This is a genomic window from Bordetella tumulicola (assembly GCF_054779135.1).
This window is the reverse complement of sequence record NZ_BAAGYU010000006.1, coordinates 383,880-403,626: the sequence shown is the minus strand read 5'-3', so window position 1 is coordinate 403,626 and position 19,747 is coordinate 383,880. Positions and strand designations below refer to the sequence as shown.

The window sequence follows — 19,747 nt, the reverse complement described above, 5'->3', positions numbered from 1 at the left end:
GATCCGAAAACGCAAAAATAGTAGCTTAGGAAGACAGGCGAGCCAGGGTTTCGTCGGCGAGGGCCAGACTGGCAGTCAGGCCCGGGGATTCGATCCCGAACAGATTCACGAGGCCTGCCACGCCATGCACCGCTGGGCCGGCGATCAGGAAGTCCGCGGCAGGCTCGGTAGGACCTGAGATTTTAGGTCGGATTCCCGTATAGCCAGGGGCCAGCGCGCCGTCGGGCAAGGCGGGCCAATAGGAGCGCACGGCATCATAGAATACCTCGGCGCGGCTGGGCTCCAGCGTGTAGTCTTCTTGCGGGATCCATTCGGTATCCGGCCCGAATTTAGCTTGTCCACCCAAATCCAGCGTCAGGTGTACGCCCAGGCCGGCGTGTTGCGGAACGGGGTAGATCAGGTGCGAGAACGGCGCCCGGCCCGTCAGGGTGAAGTAGCTGCCCTTGCACAGATATTCAGTGGGAATGCTGGCCTGCGGCAGGCCTTCGATACGGTGGGCCAGCGTGGGCGCGTGAATGCCCGAGGCGTTGATCAGCACGTTGCACGACAGGCTCATGGCTTCGTCGCCGCCGAATTCAACGTCGAAGCCGCCCTCGGGGCGCACGCGTGCCGACAGCATGGGCGTATGAAACACACATTGCGCGCCTGCGTTTTCGGCATCTCCCTGGTAGGCGAGCATCAGAGCATGACTGTCGACGATGCCGGTCGAGGGAGACAGCAGGGCGGCCGTGCAACGTAGGGAGGGTTCGAGCGCGGTGGCCTCGGCCCCGCTGAGCTTGCGCATATCATCCACGCCATTGGCGCGGGCGCGTTCGGCAATGCCGTCGAGCAGGCGGGCTTCGTCGTCCGTGGTGGCGACGATCAGTTTGCCCAGTCGCTGATGGGGCACCCCGCGCGCGGCGCAGTACTCGTACAGCATGTGTTTGCCACGCACGCACAACTGCGCTTTGAGGCTGCCGGCAGGGTAGTAGATGCCGGCATGAATGACTTCGGAGTTGCGGGAGCTGGTGCCGGTGCCGATGCCTTCCGTGGCCTCTGCCAGCAGGACTTCTCGGCCTTGCAAGGCCAGCGCGCGCGCCACGGCCAGGCCTACTACGCCAGCGCCGACGACGATGCAGTCGATATCTGTACTCATGATTCGATCAGATTTATTGGGAGTTCTTGTGAGGCGGCGTCAGTTCAAAGCCGCCAGCATGAAAAACGAGCGGTGCCTCGCTGGAGTGGCCGCAGTGCTCGACCTCGCCGACCATGATGATGTGATCGCCTTCGATATAGCGGCTGCGGTTACGGCACTCAAACCAGGCGGCGCTTTGTGCGTCCAGCATGGGGGTGCCGTGGGCGCTTTGCCCGTGCGCCAGTCCGTTAAAGCGCTCGCGCGTATTACCTGTGGCAAAGCGTCGGGCCAGTGCGATCTGGCTGGCGGACAACACGTTGACCACGTAGCGATCACAGTGTTCGAAGATCTCGAGCGAGCTCGATCGCAGCGACAAGCTCCACAATACCAGGGGTGGGTCCAGCGAGACGGAATTGAACGAACTGACCGTCAGCCCGATGGGTGCGCCATCGGGCGCCGCCGTGGTGACGACGGTGACGCCAGTGGCGAAGCGGCCGAGCGCGGTACGGAAATAGCGCGCGTCAAAGGAAGGGTCAGTGTTGAGCATGCAGGCAGATAATGGCAGATGGGCCTCGGCCCCCCCGCTCATGGCGAGAGTCGGTCGATGATCCAGCCACCTTGGCTGTCGGGGAGATAACGCAGCCGGTCATGAAGCCGTGAAGGACGGCCTTGCCAGAATTCGAATACGGTCGGCACGAGACGGTAACCTCCCCAGTGCGGAGGCCTGGGCGGTTGGTCGCCATAGCGGTCGCGGAAGGTCTGTTCGCGGGCCTCGAGTTCCGCCCGAGTGACGGGCTGGCTTTGCTCGGAGGCCCAGGCGCCCAGGCGCGAGCCCAATGGACGGCTATGAAAATACGCGTCGGATTCTTCGGGGGCGACTTTTTCGATCAGGCCTTCGATACGCACCTGGCGTTCTAGCGGCTGCCAGAAAAACAGCAGGGCGGCGCGCGGGTTGACTTGCAGGTCGTGACCCTTGCGCGACGCGTAATTGGTAAAGAACACAAAACCCCGCGCGTCATAGCCCTTGATCAGCACAGTGCGCGCCGACGGCTGGCCGGCGCTGTCCACGGTGGCCAGGGTCATGGCGTTGGGTTCGGGGACTTTGGCGGCCAGCGCCTCGTCAAACCACAGGCGGAACTGCTCGATGGGAGAGGCGGCTGCCGTTTCCTCGAGCAGAACGTTTTTTTCGTAGCTTTGGCGCAGATCGGAGACAGGCATGGACGGCGTGGAGTCGGCACGTAAAAATCGGGTAACCCCCAGTTTACCGCCTTCGTCGGAGAACGATCAGTTGTCCGGCAGTAAGTTGGTTTGTTCTTTCAGCAGTCGCGTAATGCGGTCGAGGCTGGCGTCGCGAATACCGGCCGAGCGCAGTGCATTGGCGGTTTCTATCACGTACTCGGTGCAGGGGCCGTAGGTGCCGGAGGCCCGTCGGATGACGGCCAGTAATTCGGCTTCGGGCAGGGCAGGGATGTAGGCGGGGTTGTCGCGGTTCATGATGAAAACCAGCGCGCGGACGGGGCCCTGCTCGGTCGAGCAATTGAGCCAGCGCGGCAGGTAGGCGCCCGTGGACATCTCGCGTCGCCAGAGGGCGGGAAAAAAATCGGGGACGGCATTGCCAGCCAGACGATACACGACGCCGCGGCACGAGCCGCCCCTGTCCAGTCCAAACACCAGCCCGGGGCATTCGGGGGTGCCGCGATTGACGCGCGACCAGAGACAGAGGGCACGATGATGTCCGTGCAAGGTGGCCAGCCGGCGTTCCAGAAAGTCGAATTCGGGGCGCCAGATCAACGAGCCGTACCCATAGACCCAGACGTCCTCGCCGTGGCGCCAGTGCGTCAGCGCCTCTTCGAGGGAGGCGCGCCGCTCTTCTGGCGTCCAGAGGCGAAAGGGAGGGGCGGGCGAGGTCAGGGGGGAAGAGGGCGTTGGCAAAGTCACGGCGCGGGCGTTTCAACGTCTTGCGGGGGATGGCGGTTGACCCAGCCGCCCGCGGTGATGGCGGCGGCGTAGGCCCAAAACAAGGGAGCGATACCAATTACCGCACCCAACGCACCAAAGGTCAATGGCAGGGAAACCTGCGAGGCATTGATGAGCGCCAGACGAAGGCCGACGGCCTCGGCGGCACGTCCGTGCGGCGTATGTTGGTGCAATAGCGACAGCATACTCGGTTGGCAGCACCCCAGGGCCAGCCCCAAAACGAAAGAGAGCGATATCAAGACGCTAATGTCGCGGAACATCGGGTACAGCAGGAAATCGATGGCCGTGATGACCATGGCGGTGCGAACTAATGTCCAGGATCGAACGCGGGTCTGGATAAAGGGTAGTGCCAGTCTAATCAGGAAAGTTCCCAGCGCGAAGGCAGCAAGTACGGTGCCGATCGTGGTGGCGCTCAGGCCGATGGCGACGCCGAACAGCGGGACGACGAACAGGTGCGTATCCCAGGCGCCCGAGAAAATGGTATTGACCATCAGAATGCGGCGCAGCGGCGGGACCTGCAGCAGTTCGGTGGCTCGCCGGCGTACGGCTTGCCGCGCCCCAGGGTCGAGTGCCTGGTCGACTTCGCGCAAGGCAGGCTGTAGTCGGCGTAGTCCCGCCAGCGCCAGCAAGGGCCCCAGGCTAAGGATGCCGAAGGCTAGCTGTGAACCCAGATTGTCGATGGCCAGGCCCGCCACGAGCGGACCGCTAAAGCCGGAGCCTGCCATCGTGAGCGACAGCCAGGAAAAATTGCGCAGCCGGCGTTTGGGCTGGGCCTGTCCCAGGACATCCTGGGTGGCGACTTGGTGCAGCATGAAGCCGATGCCAATACTGCAGGAGGCGATGAGCAGGCTGATCTGGTTCTGAATAATGAACGGCAGCAGGGTGCCCGTCACTACCAGTATATTGCCCAGCGTGAGGGGGCGACGTACGCCCACGCGATCAATCCATTGGCCGACACGCACCGACATCAACATGGGGAGAACGGCGAAGACCGCCACTAAACACCCGACAGTGAACGTAGATAGCCCCAGATGCAGGGCAGTTAGCGATACGGTGATGCGCCCGCCGGTCAACGCGAAATGGTTGAGCATGGCAACCACGCACAGTAGACCGGCTCCGGAAAATTCCGTCGCGTGAGGGGAAGGCGAGGGGGAAGGCGATGAATTTGACACTGATGCGGCAGTAACTTCTTTGATTTTGGCCCTAAGTCCGCACAGTGTCGAGTCAACGGCCGATATTGAGATACGCGCTGGGCGCCGAGTCAGATAGCCTCAATCCGTCACGTAACGATGGGGTTAGTACCTAACTGGCGTGAATTAATTGATAGATCACAGAAGTTGTGGCGTTGCCAGGTGTCGGTACCGATCGCCAGAGTCGTTGAGCCTGTCTCATTACTGCAACATTGAACGATCAACCCCTCTGACGCACGCAGGGGGCCGGTCGTGGGAAAATACGCGCCATGGACATTTCATCGACATCGTTACCGGCGAATGAGCTGGGCGAGAAAACGGCATCGGCATCGATTGCCGGCTCGTCTACCCAGGCGACCGGCCATCAGGTTGGCCAGGATGACGCTGACCTCGAACGCCGATTCGGCGGCTTGGCCCGGCTATATGGGCCGGATGCGCCCGCGCGTCTGCGTCAAGCGCATATCGCGGTCGCAGGGTTGGGAGGGGTGGGATCGTGGGCCGCCGAGGCACTGGCGCGTTGCGGTGTTGGGGCGTTGACGCTGATCGACCTGGATCACATTGCAGAGTCCAACGTCAATCGACAGATTCACGCTCTGACCACGACGATCGGGCAATCCAAGGTCGACGCGATGGCGGACCGTATTCTGGCGATCAATCCGGCTTGCGTGTTAACGCGCGTCGATGATTTTGTCGAACCGGACAATATCGAGCAGGTGCTGCCCGGCCCGTATACGGCGCTGGCCGATTGCACGGATCAGGCGTCCGCCAAGATCGCCATGGTGTTGTATGCACGTGAACGCCGCGTGCCCCTGCTGCTGTGCGGGGGGGCGGGGGGCAAGACGGATCCTTTGTCGCTGCGTGCCGGCGATCTGTCGCAGGCCCTCAATGATGCGTTGCTGGCCAAGTTGCGCAATCAATTGCGCCGACATCATGGTTTTCCCAAGGCGAGCGATGCGCGCGGCAAGCCGCTCAAGCGCGTGCCGCGCATGGGGGTGAGGGCGCTGTGGTTTGATCAGCCCGCCATCATGCCGGCGGCTTGGGCGAGCCGCGCCGAAATGGACGACGATATGGGTGCCGCGGGGCAGGCGGTAGCGCCCCAGGGACTGTCATGTGCGGGCTATGGATCTGTGGTGACGGTGACTGCGGCGATGGGATTGGCCGTCGCGAACGAGGCGCTGCGGCTGGCGCTGGCCGGCCAAACACCGGCCACGGCTGGCGCGTGACCGTGTCAGGCGGCGCGCAGTGTGACGTCGAACCAGCCACGTAGCGCGTTCGATAGACGCACGCCTTGCGCATCGCGCAGGTCCGCCAGCGTCAGCACGCGCGCGTGAGCTTGGCCGCGTTCGAGCAAATCGGCACGCTGCACGCCCGGCAGGCAGCCGCTGCTCGTGGGGGGCGTGTACCAGACGCCGCGGACGTGCAGATAGACATTGCTGCGACTGCCCTCGCAGAGTTCTCCGTGTTGATTCAAAAACAGTAGATCAAATACCTCAGGGTGCGAGGCTAACCATGCGGTCGCGTCGGCATACCAGGGCCGATGCGTGGTTTTGTAGCGCAGCAGGGGTTCGTCGGCGTCGAGGACTTGATCCGACAGCATGAGCTGTGGATTGTCGGGCATCGCGGTAAGCGGCGCGGTCTCGATGGTGGGGTGTCCCGACCGGTCCAGCAGCAGACGCACGCGATGGGCGCCCGGTGTGGTCAGACCCGCAGCGACGACGGCCAATGCGGACTCGATTTCGTCGTTGCCCGGCCATATATAGTCCAGCGCGGTGCAACTGGCTTGCAGGCGTTCCAGGTGGCGCGACAGCAGCGGGATGTCGCCTTGCGCATCGATAAGCAGGGTTTCGATCAAGTCAGCGGGCATGTCTCTGCGGGCCTCGAGTGTCTATTAGGGCAGGTGACGGGCCCGTGCGTGGCGGACGGTGCCGTTCGATGCTGCGCACGGCCTATCCGTACGCGGGCAGCGCGTCTTGCAGGATGCGGGCTTTCCAGAGGCACTCCTGCCATTCGAGTTCAGGATCGGAGTCGTGCACGATGCCACCCCCTACACTGTAGACGCCGCGCCCGGTTTTATCCAGTATCAGGGTACGAATCGCCACGTTGAGCGAAAAGTCGCCGTCCGGGGCCAGCCAGCCGATGGCGCCGCAGTACAGACCGCGCGGCGCGATTTCCATCTGGCGAATGCGGCGCATCGCGGCGACTTTGGGGGCGCCAGTGATCGAGCCACAAGGAAATAATGCCCGCAGAATCTCGGCGAATGTGGCGTCCGGTGCTTCGGCGGTCACGGTCGAAGTCATCGTCCACACGGTGGGGTAACGTTCCAGCGAGAATAGCGCGGGTACCCGTACTGTGCCCGGTTGGGCTAACCGGCCGAGATCGTTGCGCAGTAAATCCACGATCATGAGATTTTCGGCCCGGTTCTTTTCGCTGTTGTGCAGTTCGCGGCCAAGTCGCGCGTCTTCACCAGGGTCGGGATGACGCGGCGCGGTGCCTTTCATGGGGCGCACAGTCAGTTGCGAGCCCTCGCGTCGCACAAAGAGTTCGGGAGAGAACGACAGGATCGTGCGCGCGCCATCTTCGATATAGGCGGCATGCGCGACGGGGTGGCGTGCGGCGATGCGCCGATAGAGCTGTTGCGGATCCCCTTGCGTCTGGATATCCAGGGGCTGGGTGTAGTTCACCTGATAGAGCTCGCCCTGGGCGATCAATGTGCGCAGGGTGTTGATCTGGCGCAGATAGTCGGCGCGTGCCATGCGGGGATGGATGGCGGTGATCTGTGCCACAGTGGTCGCAACCGCATCGGGGCCGGCGTACGCATTCGCATCCGCGTCTGCGGGCGCGGGCCAGGGGGCTTCGATCTGCATGCGGTCGAATACCAGCGCCGTCAGGCGAGCCTCACCCGTATCGGCACCGGACGCTGCGGGCCTCCCCGTCGGCGGGGGCAGAGTGGTTTCGGGCGCCAGCCATTCGCCCACCTCATAATCGAGCAGCAACGCGACCCAGTGCCCGGCGCGGCGTGCGGCATCAATGTCGTCCAGGGCGGCGGACAATTGATCCGGGCGTCGGGCCTCGATGCGTTGGCGTAGCACGTGCAGGCTGCGGGCATGCCCCGCCAGCCGGTCTTCAAAGCGGCATTGCGTCACGATCTATGATTGCTGTGAGAGAAATTCCGCCAACACGCTGCCCGTATGAGAACGATCGCGCAAGGTCATGACATGCTCTGGCGAGCCTTCTGTGACGAGTTTTCCGCCACCGGTGCCCCCTTCGGGACCGAGATCAAGCAGCCAATCGGCCTCGGCAATCACATCCAGATTGTGTTCGATCACAACGACAGTATTGCCGGCCTCGACCAGGCGATGCAGGACGTGGATGAGCTTTTCCACATCGGCCATCGACAGGCCCACGGTGGGTTCGTCCAGCACGTACAGCGTGTGCGGAATACGCGATGCGCGACCGGTGGTGATGACGCCCTCGGTCAGGCGCGCTTTGGAGAGCTCGGTGACGAGCTTGATGCGTTGTGCCTCGCCGCCCGATAGCGTGGGCGAAGGCTGGCCCAGCGTCAGGTAACCCAGGCCGACGTCTTGCATGAGTTGCAGCGGCCGGTGAATTTTGGGGTGGGCGGTGAAATAGCTCAACGCATCGTCGACCTCCATGCTGAGCAATTCCCCGGCGTTCTTGCCACGCAGTTGCACGGACAGCGTGTCGCTATTGAAGCGGGCGCCATTGCAGGCATCGCATGGCACTTTGACGTCTGGCAGGAAGTTCATCTCGATGGTGCGCATGCCCTGACCTTCGCAAATGGGGCAGCGGCCGTCACCCGTGTTGAACGAAAAGCGAGCAGCGCTCCAGCCGCGCATGCGGGCTTCGCGCGTGTCGGCAAATTGGCGACGGACGTCGTCCCAGAATCCAATATAAGTGGCCGGACATGAGCGGGGCGTTTTGCCGATGGGGGTCTGGTCGACTTCCAGGACGCGATCGATCGTTTCCCAGCCGGTGATGCTTTCGCAGCCGTTCCAGCGCGGCGTCTTGTCTCGTGAGACGGCCTGCAGCAAGTTGTCCAGCAGCACTTCGCGCGCCAAGGTGGATTTGCCGGATCCGGAGACGCCGGTAACGACGCTCAGTCGTCCGATCGGGATGCGTGCGTCGACGTGGCGCAGGTTATGCAGATGCGCGCCATGGATCTGGATCATGGGGGTGTCGTTTGCGACGGCGCGTCGACCATTGAGCGGATGTTTGAGAGGCTTGGCCAGATAGCGGCCGGTGACGGATTCGGGCGCGTCGATCAGATCCTGGGCGCTGCCTTGGGCAACGACGCGCCCGCCGCGTACGCCCGCACCCGGGCCGATATCGATGATGTGCGAGGCGCGCCGGATAGTGTCGTCATCGTGTTCGACGACGACCAGCGTATTGCCATTGCCCTCCAGGCGGGCCAGGGCATCGAGCAGGATACGGTTGTCGCGCGGATGCAGGCCGATCGTGGGCTCGTCCAGCACATAGCAAACGCCCTGCAGATTGGATCCCAGTTGGGCCGCCAGGCGGATGCGTTGTGCCTCGCCGCCCGACAGCGTGGGCGCGGCGCGATCGAGTGCCAGATAGTCCAGTCCGACTTCTTTCATGAAGTTCAGGCGGCCACGGATTTCCGTCAAAATATCACGCGCGATTTCCCCTTCGCGGCCGCGCGCGACCAGGCCGGTGAAGAACGTATGCGCCTCGGAGACAGGCATGGCTGCCAACTCGGCGATGGAACGATCACGCCAGCGCACGGCCCGCGCAATACGATTCAGGCGCTGACCATCGCACACGCTGCACGTGCTGGCTTCGCCATCGTAGCCGGCATTCCAGGCGGACTCTTCGCCGGTTTGCTCGGCATCGAAATTCTGCAGTTGCACGCCCGTGCCAAAGCAACCGGTGCACCAGCCGTGCTTGGAGTTATAGGAGAACAGGCGAGGCTCGGGCTCGGGAAAACTGGTGCCGCACGACGGGCAGGCACGCTTGACCGAGAAGTGTTGTTGCTGCAGTTCGCTGTCGAGCGCCTCGTGCAGTTTGTTGACAGGCCAGACCATGTTCAGCACGCCCTGGCCGTGTTCCAGGGCGCGCTTGACCGCGTCACGCAACGCGGCTTCGTTGTCGGAGGCGACGACCAGGTCGGCGATCGGCAGTTCGATCGTGTGTTCTTTGTGGCGATCCAGCCGCGGCCACGGGCTGACGGGAATAAACGTGCCGTCGACTCGCAGATGGCTGTATCCCTTGGCGCCCGCCCATTTGGCCAGATCGGTGTAGTAGCCCTTGCGCGCGACAACAAGCGGCGCGAGTAGGCCGATATGCTCGCCCTTGTGATCGCGCAGCAGGCGGGCCACGATCTGGTCGGCGTTTTGCGGCTCGACTGCGGCCTGGCAATCGGGGCAATACTGCGTGCCCAGCTTGACGTAAAGCAGGCGCAGGAAATGGTGAATTTCCGTCATGGTGGCGACGGTGGATTTGCGGCCGCCGCGGCTGGTGCGTTGTTCGATGGCGACGGTAGGGGGAATGCCGAAAATCGCATCGACGTCGGGTTTGCCTGCGGGCTGCACGATGGCGCGCGCATAGGCGTTCAGGGACTCGAGATAACGGCGCTGGCCCTCGTTGAAGAGGATGTCAAAGGCCAATGTCGATTTGCCCGATCCTGATACCCCTGTAATCACCGTGAATTTGTTGTGCGGGATATCGACGTTGACGCTCTTGAGGTTGTGTTCGCGCGCGTTGCGTATCTCGATGGCTTGCGTGCGCCGCTGGCGTTGCATGACGGATTGCAGCGGTGTGCCCGTGTCGTCGCCATAGGCGGTCATGGGTTCGGCCAGCGTGAGCGCCTGGCTGGGGGAGGTTTCGGATGACACAGGGTCGCCCACCGCCGTGGCCGCATTGCTTGGCAGCACGCTGACCGCGTAGTCGCGTAGCGCGGCCCCGGTATGCGAATGCGGATTGTCCATCAGGTCTTGGGGGGTTCCGACGCCGATGACCAGGCCGCCCGCATCGCCGCCCTCGGGGCCCAGGTCGATCAACCAATCGGCCGCACGGATGACGTCGAGATTGTGCTCGATGACCAGCAGCGTATGGCCGGCCGCGAGCAGTTTACGGAACGCGCGCATCAAGCGCGCAACATCGTCAAAGTGCAGCCCCGTGGTGGGCTCGTCGAACAGGAACAGGCTGCCTTTTTTGGCGACGCGGGCCGTTGAGATGCCACTGCGCGCGGCCTCGGCCAAGTGGCCCGCGAGCTTGAGGCGTTGCGCTTCGCCGCCCGATAGCGTGGGTACGGGCTGCCCGAGCCGCACGTATTCCAGGCCGACATCGGCCAGCGGCGCCAGACCGGTCTGGACATCGCGCAGACCCTTGAAAAAGTCCAGCGCCTCGCTGACCGTCATTGCCAGCACGTCGCTGATCGAGGCGTTTTTGCCCAAGTGTTCGATGCGGACCTCGAGGACCTCCGGCCGGAAGCGTTTTCCGTCGCAGTCGGGACAGCGCAGATAGACATCGGACAAGAACTGCATTTCGACATGCTCGAAGCCCGTGCCGCCGCAGGTGGGACAACGGCCGTCGCCGCTATTGAAGCTGAAGGTGCCCGCCGTGTAGGCACGTTCTTTGGAGAGGGGCGCCTGGGCAAACAGCTTGCGGATGGCGTCAAAGGCGCCAACATAGCTGGCGGGATTGGATCGCGCGGTTTTGCCGATGGGGGTTTGATCCACCATGACGACATCGGCGATTTGTTCGGCGCCCAGCAAGCGATCAAACGCGCCGGGGGCTTCGGAAGGCTTGCCTTGATACTTGAGCAGTGCGGGGTACAGGACGTCCTGGACCAGCGTCGATTTACCGGAGCCCGAAACGCCCGTGACGCAGACCAGACGGCCGAGCGGCAGTTCGATCGAGACGTTGCGCAGATTGTGGGCAGTCACTCCCTCGAGCAGCAGGCGCGGGGTATTGGCGGCGACCGGCATGGGGCGCGGCGCCTCGACGCGTTGACGACCGCTCAGGTAGTCTCCGGTGAGGGTGGCAGAGGTGCGCAGTTGTGCCGGTGTACCGTCGAACACAATGCGGCCGCCGCGTTCGCCGGGGCCGGGACCGATGTCGATGATTCGGTCGGCCGCGACCATGACTTGCGGGTCGTGTTCGACGACGACCAGGGTATTGCCAGCGTGGCGCAAGCGGTGCATGACCTCGACGACACGATGCATGTCGCGTGGGTGCAGCCCAATGGAGGGCTCGTCCAGAACGAACAAGGTGTTGACGAGCGACGTACCCAACGCGGTCGTCAGGTTGATGCGTTGCACTTCGCCGCCAGACAGCGTGCGGCTTTGGCGATCAAGTGTCAGATAACCTAGACCGACATCGCAGAGAAATTTCAGGCGCGCCCGAACCTCGGTGAGCAACAGGTCGGCCGCGGCGTCCATGGCGCCGCCGAATGACAGTGTGTCAAAGAAACGCCGGACGCGCTCGATGGGCAGCAGCATCACGTCGTGAATCGACAGGCCGTCGAGTTGCTCGAGTTGGTTGAGGCTCCAGGCGGCACCCACGGGCATGGCGCGCGCATAGCGCGCGTCCCCGGGGGGCAGCACGGCGTCGGCCTCGGCCCGCGATCCCAGGCGCCATAGCAGGGCATCGGGCTTGAGGCGTGCGCCATGGCAAGTGGGGCAGGCCGTGTAGCTGCGATATTTGGACAACAGCACGCGCACGTGCATTTTGTAGGCGCGGCTTTCTAGCCAGGCAAAGAAGCGGTGTATGCCATACCACTGGGTTTTCCAGGCGTTATTGCCGCCTTTCCAGTCGGGGTCGCCGTGCAGCACCCAGTGGCGTTGCTCGTCGGTCATGGCCTTCCAGGGAACGGAAAGCGGAATGCCCGCGCGGGGGGCGTACTTGGCCAGATCGTCCTGGCATTCCTTGTACGAGGGGGTTTGCCAGGGCTTGATGGCGCCCTCGCGCAGGGTTTTGTTTTCGTCCGGGATGACCAGGCCGTAGTCGATGCCGATGACGCGGCCAAAGCCGCGGCAGGTCTCGCAGGCGCCGAGCGGCGAGTTGAACGAAAAGCTGCTGGGCAACGGATCGGTGTACTCGATATCGCAGTCGGCACAATGCAGGCGATCGCTGTATTTCCAGACGTGCGCGTCGGCCCCCTCGTCGTCGAGCGCATGGACGGCCATGTGGCCGCCGCCCATGCGCAGTGCGGTGTCGAGAGCCTCCATCAAGCGGTCTCGCTCGGTACTGCTGTGGCGAAAGCGGTCCTGGATGACATGGAGGATGCGGCGTTCGCCACTCGCCGCGGCGGTGGTCTTGCGTGCGGTCTTGGCAGCTTTGCGGGGGGCTTTGCGAGGGGGGATAGCGCGTGCGTCGCGGGTTTCTTCGCGGTGTACCCGCGTGTAGCCCTGCTGTTCGAGAAAGCCGCGGACTTCGTCTTCGGTGAAGTTGGCGGGTACGGCAATCGGGAATGTGATGACCAGGCGAGGATCACCCGCGGCCTGCGCACGCTGCGCCAGCGAGTCGGCGACCGATTCGGGGGTGTCGCGGCGGACGAGCTTGCCGCAACCCCGGCAGTAGAGTCTGGCGCCGCGGGCAAACAGGAGCTTGAGGTGATCGTTCAGCTCGGTCATGGTGCCGACGGTGCTGCGCGAGCTGCGGACCGGGTTGGTCTGGTCGATGGCAATGGCTGGCAGGATGCCTTCGATGCGATCGACCTGTGGCTTGTCCATGCGATCGAGAAACTGGCGCGCGTAGGGCGAAAACGTTTCGACGTAGCGGCGCTGCCCTTCGGCATAGAGCGTATCGAACGCCAGTGAGCTTTTGCCGGAGCCCGACACGCCGGTAATCACGATCAGCTCGCCGGTGGCGAGCGTCAGGTCCAGGTTTTTCAGATTGTTCTGGCGGGCACCGACGATGCGAATATGAGAGCTCATGACGAGGAAACGTAGCGTGGACAAGGCGGAATTCAAAGCAATCCCGCAGGCGAAAGGATATCGCTGAAATATCTGTATATATAAACAGTATCTCAGATTATTGTTGTTCAGGGTAATTGTCGCTTTCGGCTCGCCTGGCGGACGATTGTCAGGGTTGATTTGGTAAGGAGCGGTTTTCGGGATAAAATGGCAAGTTATCTATTTTCTGCCACCAGCCTGTGGCCCTCTGTGTATGTCGCGTACCATTTGCGCATATGCCGGGAACGTCGGGCAGGTTTGGGCACCATCGAACCTTACCGGAGATCATCATGGCTGAGCGCAAACGCGTGCGTCGTAACACCCTGGAACGCCGTTGCCTGGGCAAGGCTTTCAAGCGTTTGTTCGTTAATTCCCCCAAGGGAATTTTCAAGATGCTGGAAAAGATCAAGCGCGTGTAATAAACGCGGTTTGACGAAAAAACCACCGATTATGTCGGTGGTTTTTTTTTGTCCAAAATTTTTTTTTGGGTTTTTGCGGCCCATTGCGCGGCTGTATTGAACGAATATGGGCCCGGGTTCGATAATTTTGTATCACCGCGGAACAACATGAAAAGTTTATTTGCAAAATTGAGGGATGGATTACATCGTAATTTTGCATATCCCCCTAAACTTGACGCTATCCTATACCGGCAAAACAAGCCAATCGCGGCTGCCGATGTTTACGCAAACTGTCTGACTGCATGAGTGAGCCTCGTTACGCGTTCACGATACTGACGCCCACTTATAACCGGGTAGCCACGCTGCATCGTGTGCATGAATCCTTAAAGCGACAGACCTGTCGGGATTTTGAGTGGTTGATCGTCGACGACGGGTCGACGGACCGTACGCATGATGCCGTACTGGCCTGGCAGGCGAAGTCGGATTTCCCGATTCGGTATGTCTGGCAACGAAATCAGCATAAAAAGACCGCGTTTAACCGCGGGGTGCGCGAGGCGCAGGGCGAGTTTGTCATCACGCTGGATAGCGATGACGAGATTCCGCCGGATTCGCTGCAAATTTTGAAAGACGCCTGGGAAAATATTCCATCAGATCAACGCGATAAGTATGTGGGCGTGACGGGTCTCTGCGCGCGACCGGATGGCGAGATTGTCGGGGATCGTTTCCCGCAAGATGTTTTTGATGCGTCGGCGGTGGATTTGTATTTCCGTTATCGCATCAAGGGTGAAAAATTCGGGAGTTTGCGCACGGAGGTGTTGCGCCGTTTTCCGTTTCCCGAGGAAGTAGCGGGTTTTGTGCCGGAGAGCTTGATCTGGTGGGCGATGGCGCGGGCGGGCTATCAGAACCGCTGTATTAATCAGGTGGTGCGTACGTATCACGCGAGCGAGGATGGTTTGAGTCGCGCACCGGTCTCGATACGGAATAATGCCCAGGGGCTGTATTTGCTAGCCTGGGATACGCTTGAGCATCACATGGATTGGTTTCGCTATCGGCCCAAGGATTTTCTGATGGCGGCGGCGCGCTATACCCGGTTCCGATTGGACCTGAAACATTCGGGCGTACCGACGGCGGTCCAAGCTTATCCGCTGACACAGCCCGTTGCGCGAATGCTTGTCGCGGTGATGTGGCCCGCGGGGTATGCGCTGCATCGGCGGGATCGGCGGCGGGGACTGACTTAGCGGTTGTTGGGTTGACGCTGCGGGGTTGGGTTCCGATTAGGTTCGATTGGGTTCTTTAGGCGCCCCTGTCCCGCCGGCCTCTCAATGGGTCGCGCCGGGCCAAATCGGCTCGGCTCGGGCGCATGCAGGCGCCCTCGGTCCCGCTGTGCGGGACTGCCCTCACCTCAAAAGGCCCGGCGCGACCCATTGAGAGGCCGGCGGGACAAGGGCTCGCGTTATCGGACTGCGCGTCCTGGCGTGGGCGCGCTGAGAGGAGAAAACAGTCCGCGTTATGGTTATTGGACTGTTGTGCGATGTCTCTCGCTTTTCGTTGACTCTCAGGGTGAGGCGGATTAGTGGTGGCGGTAGCCGGGGGGAGGGGTGTTGCCGTCCGGCTCGTCTTCGACGTCGCCCTCGTCATCATTGCCGTCTTCCTCATCCTCATCGTCGTCTTCCTCATCATCGTCATCGTCCGGCAATGGGTCGTCGGTGAGGGCGAAGGGGAGGACGTCTATCAGGTCGTCGGACCAGGCGGCTTCTTCGCCGTTTTGATCCAGTTTTATGAATCGCTCGCCTTCTGTGAGGGTGATTTGTATCGCCCAGAGGTAAAGACAGTCGTAGGCGTTGTTGTCGTTGGGATCGAGGCCGCCGCGGTTGCCGAGGAGGCGGGCTTGCGGGCCGCCCATCTGGATGTGGGGTTGTTCGTCGTCTTTGGCGTCTTGGGCGATGGGTGTGCCAAAGCTGACCCATTCGGTGCCTTCGTCGCCGAGGACGACTTCGGCCAAGACGGGCTTGCCGACGTAGGCGCTAAGAGCGTCCGCGGTTTTGGCGAGCATGTCGAGTTCTTTGGGGCTGAAGTGCGTTAATGAGGCCGGCGGCGTGGCGGAGGCGGTCATGGGGAGTTCCTGAATGGGGCGGCGAATGCGGGGTGGCGATTCGGTCGAAAGTGTATGAAAGCGATATTGTCGCGCGTTTTTTGCCTTGGGCTGCCTCAAGTCAAAAACGGCCCCTTGGGGGATGAGCCCGGATGGCACGAACCCGCTTGAGCAGTCCATCGTAGCGCCGTCGTGCATGAGGAGGCGTTGCGAACAACTATTGGCTGCTCCTTTTGCCATTGCGCTGGTCGTAGGCTGCACGGGCTTGCTCAATGACCTCCAAGCTTTGCTCAGCCCAGATCCACACGCCGCAAAATGCTGCGCCCAAGCCAAGGCCCAGATCCGTCAGTTGGTATTCCACTTTGGGCGGCACCACGGGGAAAACAGTGCGGGTCACCAGCCCTTCGCGTTCCATCTCGCGCAGCGTTTGCGTCAGCATCTTCTGGCTGATGCCGGTGACTCTCCCGGCTAACTGGGTGAAGCGCAGCGCGCCGTGTCCGGCCAGCACGTCGACGATGATCATCGTCCATTTGTCGGCCACCCGTGCGATGACTTCATTGACCAAGGCCTGTACGCGTGGGTCCGGGGGCTGCTCGGCGGCCAGTTTGGCTTGCATTTGGGCGTGTTTGACGAAATCGATGCTCATGCGTGTTCCTGTGGGTGCGGTGCTTCGGCCGTGTACCTGTGAAGGGAATTGGCGTTGTCCCTCGACGATTACTCCATTTCTTACCAGAAAGTCTGTATAGCACTTTCAGGTGCCTTCTTCCCAAAAGAGAGTATAGAAATTAATCTTCGCTTCGTCCATTGCTTGCCGGTGGCAAAAGGCGGTGGCCAGATGCCCGCAACGCGCTACGGATGGGTTGCTGCTGCTTGGCAATGCAGCTTCCGCCCCCTCTCCAGAAGGAAGAAAGATCATGCAAACCACAGAGAACACCATCCTTCTCACCGGCGATGGCTCCGGTATTGGCCGTGAACTGGCGCAGCGTCTGCACGCGCTGTGAAACACCGTCAGCCGGTGACCCGCCACAGCAAGGCACGCCCGTAGGTTCTGCTTTGCAATATCGATCCTTTTATGGAGTATCACGTGTCCTACAAAGACTTCACTTCACACGACCCGGCAAGTCCGGGCGGGGCATATCTCTCGCGCCGCAATCTGCTGCGCGCCGCCACCTTGGCTGCGCCTGTCGCGCTGCTGGCCAGCACCGCAAGTGCCGCGACTCCTGTCACGGCACCACCTGATGGCAACCCGTCCAAGGCGGCCTTGGTGACTGGCTCTTCACGTGGCATTGGCGCGACGACGGCTAAGCGTTTGGCGCAAGATGGCTACGCAGTAACGATCAACTACTTGAACAATCGGGATCTCGCACAACAAGTGGTGCGCGAGATCACCGATATGGGCGGAAAAGCCATATACGTGCAGGCGGATGTCAGCGATTCAGAAGCAGTGCGGCGTCTGTTTGATGCTCATCAAGAGGCGTTCGGGTCATTGAACGTGGTGGTAGCCAACGCCGGTATCCAGCGCCTGGGTACCTTCGCGCAGATGAGCGATGCCGACTACAACCGCCTGATCGACGTGAACATGAAAGGCTGTTTCCATACCCTGCGTGAAGCTTCGCGACGCGTGGTCGATGGCGGCCGCATCATGGCGCTGTCGTCAGGCACGGTGACGATGCGCCCACCTACCTACGGTGCCTATGCCGCTAGCAAGGCGGCGGTGGATGTGTTCGTGAACATTCTGGCCAAAGAGCTGGCGGGCCGAATGATATCCGTCAACGCGATCGCGCCAGGCACTACCAACACCACCTTGTTCACCGATGGCAAAACAGCCGAGCAAATCGCCGGCTTTGCCCGCCAGACGCCGCACCAGCGTTTGGGTGAGCCGCAAGACATTGCCAAGGTCGTTTCGATTCTGGCAAGTGAGCGAGGCGCGTGGATCAGCGGCCAAGTGGTCAATGCCAATGGCGGTTTGACCTAAATCGCGCTACGACGGCGCGCAAGGCCGCATCGATGGACGCCGCATGTCGGTCACCGCGCTTTTCCTGATTTTTCCGACCTTTTTGAAACGACGAGGAGCTGACATGTCAAAAGATATCATCGACACATCCACCGAGATTGAACACACAGGCCACTCGCGCCGTAACTTCCTGCGGGCATCGGCGTTGGCAGCGCCTGCGGCCATGTTGATGGGCGCTGGTAGCGCAGCTGCGGCAACGGCCGCGGCAGGCGCTACTGATGTCGGCATATCCAAACCCGCCAATGGCAAAGTGGCGCTGGTCACCGGCTCCTCACGCGGCATTGGTGCCGCAACGGCCAAACAGTTGGCCGCCGATGGTTACAGCGTGACGGTCAACTATCTGACCAACCAAGCGCTGGCCGAGGCGGTGGTTGCACACATCACCCAGGCGGGCGGCAAGGCGATCAGCGTACAGGCTGACGTCAGCGATCCGGAGGCAGTGCGCCGCTTGTTTGCGGCCACCCAGCAAGCATTTGGCGGCGTGGATGTGGTAGTGAGCAACGCCGGTATCATGCGCCTGGCGCCATTCGCCCAAATACGCGATGCTGATTTCGACCGGATGATCGCGGTAAACATCAAGGGCAGCTTCAACGTGTTACGTGAAGCCGCCCAGCAGGTGCGAGATGGTGGCCGCATCATCGCCTTGTCTTCCAGCATCACCAAGCTGCGCAGCCCGACCTATGGCCCATACGCGGCCTCCAAAGCGGCGCAAGATTTGTTTGCCAGCGTGTTGGCCAAGGAGCTGGAAGGCCGCAATATTTCAGTCAACGCGATTGCGCCGGGCTTGGTGAACACCACCTTGTTCACCGATGGCAAAACAGAGGTGCAAATCGCGGGCTTCGCGCAGCGCACGCCGCACAAGCGTTTGGGCGAGCCGGAAGATATTGCCCAGGTGATTTCCACGCTGTGCAGCAATGACGGCTGGTGGATCAATGGCCAAACCGTGTTTGCCAACGGCGGTATTGTCTGATGGCTGGGGAATCCGAGCGGCCTGCCCGCCGTGAGGTGGACAGCAAGCCCAAGACGCGGTTTGTGGCGATGAATTGGGTGCGAGAGCAGTAATATCCCGGCTTTGCTTGCGGAAGGTGGGATGTGATGTCGAATGCTGTTGCCGTGCCGTCTATGCGCTATATGTTGTTTCCCCTGTCGGCGGTGTTGATCTGGTCGATGAATATGGTGGTGACGAAGATGGCGGCGGGGGTGATTGAGCCGGCTTCGATCGGGTTTTATCGGTGGGCGTTGGCCGCGGCGTTGTTGACCCCTTTTGTTTTGCCGAGTGTGGTGCGCGACTGGCGGGTGATTGTGCCGGCGTTGGGCAAGCTGGCGGTGTTGGGTGCGCTGGGCATGGCGGTGTATCAAGGGCTGATTTATGTGGCGGCGGAGACGACGACCGCGACCCATATGGGCATTATTACGGCGATGGTGCCTCTGCTGACGATTGTGTTGGTATGTGTGGTGCTGCGGGAGTGGCCGACCTGGGCGGCTGTGGCGGGCGGCGTGTTGTCGCTGTTGGGGTTGGGGGTGTTGTTGAGCGAGGGGGATCCTTTACGGTTGCTGGAGGTGGGTGGCAGCCGGGGGGATGCGTTGATGGGCGTCGCGGCGCTTGCTTATGCGACGTATGGGGTTTTGCTGCGTCGCTGGCCGTTGCCTATCAAGGTGTGGCAGTCGCTCTATGTGCAGATATTGTTCGGGTTGTTGTTTCAGTTGCCGGTGTTTTTGCTGTCGGTAGCGTCGCCCTTGACTGACGCGAATATTCCGCTGGTGCTGTATGCGGGGATTTTTCCGTCGCTGTTTGCGCCGTATTTGTGGATGCAGGCGGTGCAGTATCTGGGGCCGAACCGGTCAAGTATTTTTCTGAATTTGATGCCGGTGGGCACGGTGGCTATTGCGGCGGCGATGTTGGGGGAGGTGCCGCACGGTTATCACATTGTGGGAGGGATGATGGCGCTGGCGGGTGTAATGCTCGCGCAGTGGCGGCCTCGGCCGGCGGCGCGGCCGGCTTGAGGCAATCCGGCCTACAATCATG

Annotated in this window: 16 protein-coding genes; 6 read left to right on the top strand and 10 right to left on the bottom strand. The window is 61.8% G+C overall.

Annotated elements, in window-relative coordinates; all coding sequences use genetic code 11:
• Positions 1–25: 25 nt before the first annotated feature.
• From ACYVDM_RS05870 to ACYVDM_RS05850, 5 genes are all read right to left on the bottom strand, one after another.
• Entirely contained in the window at positions 26–1,135 is a 1,110-nt protein-coding gene (locus tag ACYVDM_RS05870) for an NAD(P)/FAD-dependent oxidoreductase (RefSeq protein WP_415789507.1), read from the bottom strand.
• A gap of 13 nt (positions 1,136–1,148) precedes the next feature.
• Entirely contained in the window at positions 1,149–1,661 is a 513-nt protein-coding gene (locus tag ACYVDM_RS05865) for a flavin reductase family protein (protein ID WP_415789505.1), read from the bottom strand.
• Positions 1,662–1,699: 38 nt separating this feature from the next.
• The gene (pdxH, locus tag ACYVDM_RS05860) at positions 1,700–2,332 is read right to left on the bottom strand and encodes a pyridoxamine 5'-phosphate oxidase (protein ID WP_415789503.1); all 633 of its coding nucleotides are present in this window, start codon (positions 2,330–2,332) and stop codon (positions 1,700–1,702) included.
• A gap of 66 nt (positions 2,333–2,398) precedes the next feature.
• Positions 2,399–3,052 (bottom strand): gamma-glutamylcyclotransferase, encoded by a 654-nt coding sequence (locus tag ACYVDM_RS05855; RefSeq protein WP_460475323.1) that lies wholly within the window; start codon positions 3,050–3,052, stop codon positions 2,399–2,401.
• Positions 3,049–4,263, bottom strand: coding sequence for an MFS transporter (locus ACYVDM_RS05850; protein WP_415789501.1), 1,215 nt, complete (start codon positions 4,261–4,263; stop codon positions 3,049–3,051). The genes ACYVDM_RS05855 and ACYVDM_RS05850 overlap by 4 nt, the downstream gene beginning before the upstream one ends.
• A 287-nt stretch (positions 4,264–4,550) precedes the next feature.
• On the opposite strand from ACYVDM_RS05850, the gene ACYVDM_RS05845 reads away from it, so the two are divergent.
• The gene (locus tag ACYVDM_RS05845) at positions 4,551–5,504 is read left to right on the top strand and encodes a tRNA threonylcarbamoyladenosine dehydratase (RefSeq protein WP_415789499.1); all 954 of its coding nucleotides are present in this window, start codon (positions 4,551–4,553) and stop codon (positions 5,502–5,504) included.
• A 5-nt stretch (positions 5,505–5,509) separates the two neighbouring features.
• Here the strand turns inward: ACYVDM_RS05845 and ACYVDM_RS05840 are convergent, their stop codons facing one another.
• The 3 genes from ACYVDM_RS05840 to uvrA all read right to left on the bottom strand — a co-directional run bounded on the left by ACYVDM_RS05840 (position 5,510) and on the right by uvrA (position 13,199).
• A complete protein-coding gene (locus tag ACYVDM_RS05840; protein WP_415789496.1) occupies positions 5,510–6,145 on the bottom strand; it encodes an aminotransferase class IV family protein in 636 nt (211 codons plus the stop codon).
• A gap of 82 nt (positions 6,146–6,227) precedes the next feature.
• Positions 6,228–7,424 (bottom strand): aminodeoxychorismate synthase component I, encoded by a 1,197-nt coding sequence (locus ACYVDM_RS05835; RefSeq protein ID WP_415789493.1) that lies wholly within the window; start codon positions 7,422–7,424, stop codon positions 6,228–6,230.
• Between the two features lie 3 nt (positions 7,425–7,427).
• Positions 7,428–13,199, bottom strand: a complete 5,772-nt coding sequence (gene uvrA, locus ACYVDM_RS05830; RefSeq protein ID WP_415789657.1) for an excinuclease ABC subunit UvrA — start codon at positions 13,197–13,199, stop codon at positions 7,428–7,430.
• A gap of 308 nt (positions 13,200–13,507) precedes the next feature.
• Here uvrA and ACYVDM_RS05825 point away from each other — a divergent pair, with 308 nt between their 5' ends.
• Both ACYVDM_RS05825 and ACYVDM_RS05820 read left to right on the top strand, forming a co-directional pair.
• Positions 13,508–13,636, top strand: a complete 129-nt coding sequence (locus tag ACYVDM_RS05825) for a hypothetical protein (protein WP_415789490.1) — start codon at positions 13,508–13,510, stop codon at positions 13,634–13,636.
• A gap of 281 nt (positions 13,637–13,917) precedes the next feature.
• On the top strand, positions 13,918–14,853 hold the full coding sequence (locus ACYVDM_RS05820; RefSeq protein WP_415789488.1) for a glycosyltransferase family 2 protein: 936 nt from the start codon (positions 13,918–13,920) through the stop codon (positions 14,851–14,853).
• Between the two features lie 332 nt (positions 14,854–15,185).
• On the opposite strand, the gene ACYVDM_RS05815 is transcribed toward ACYVDM_RS05820, so the two are convergent.
• Positions 15,186–15,728: a hypothetical protein gene (locus tag ACYVDM_RS05815; RefSeq protein WP_415789486.1), complete on the bottom strand. Its 543-nt coding sequence runs from the start codon at positions 15,726–15,728 to the stop codon at positions 15,186–15,188.
• Positions 15,729–15,924: 196 nt separating this feature from the next.
• Entirely contained in the window at positions 15,925–16,353 is a 429-nt protein-coding gene (locus ACYVDM_RS05810) for a winged helix-turn-helix transcriptional regulator (protein WP_415789483.1), read from the bottom strand.
• Positions 16,354–16,899: 546 nt separating this feature from the next.
• On the opposite strand from ACYVDM_RS05810, the gene ACYVDM_RS05805 reads away from it, so the two are divergent.
• The 3 genes from ACYVDM_RS05805 (at position 16,900) to ACYVDM_RS05795 (ending at position 19,725) form a co-directional block, all read left to right on the top strand.
• Positions 16,900–17,682 (top strand): SDR family oxidoreductase, encoded by a 783-nt coding sequence (locus ACYVDM_RS05805; protein WP_415789655.1) that lies wholly within the window; start codon positions 16,900–16,902, stop codon positions 17,680–17,682.
• Positions 17,683–17,785: 103 nt separating this feature from the next.
• Entirely contained in the window at positions 17,786–18,691 is a 906-nt protein-coding gene (locus tag ACYVDM_RS05800) for an SDR family oxidoreductase (RefSeq protein ID WP_415789480.1), read from the top strand.
• A gap of 125 nt (positions 18,692–18,816) precedes the next feature.
• On the top strand, positions 18,817–19,725 hold the full coding sequence (locus ACYVDM_RS05795) for a DMT family transporter (protein WP_415789478.1): 909 nt from the start codon (positions 18,817–18,819) through the stop codon (positions 19,723–19,725).
• Positions 19,726–19,747 lie beyond the last annotated feature (22 nt).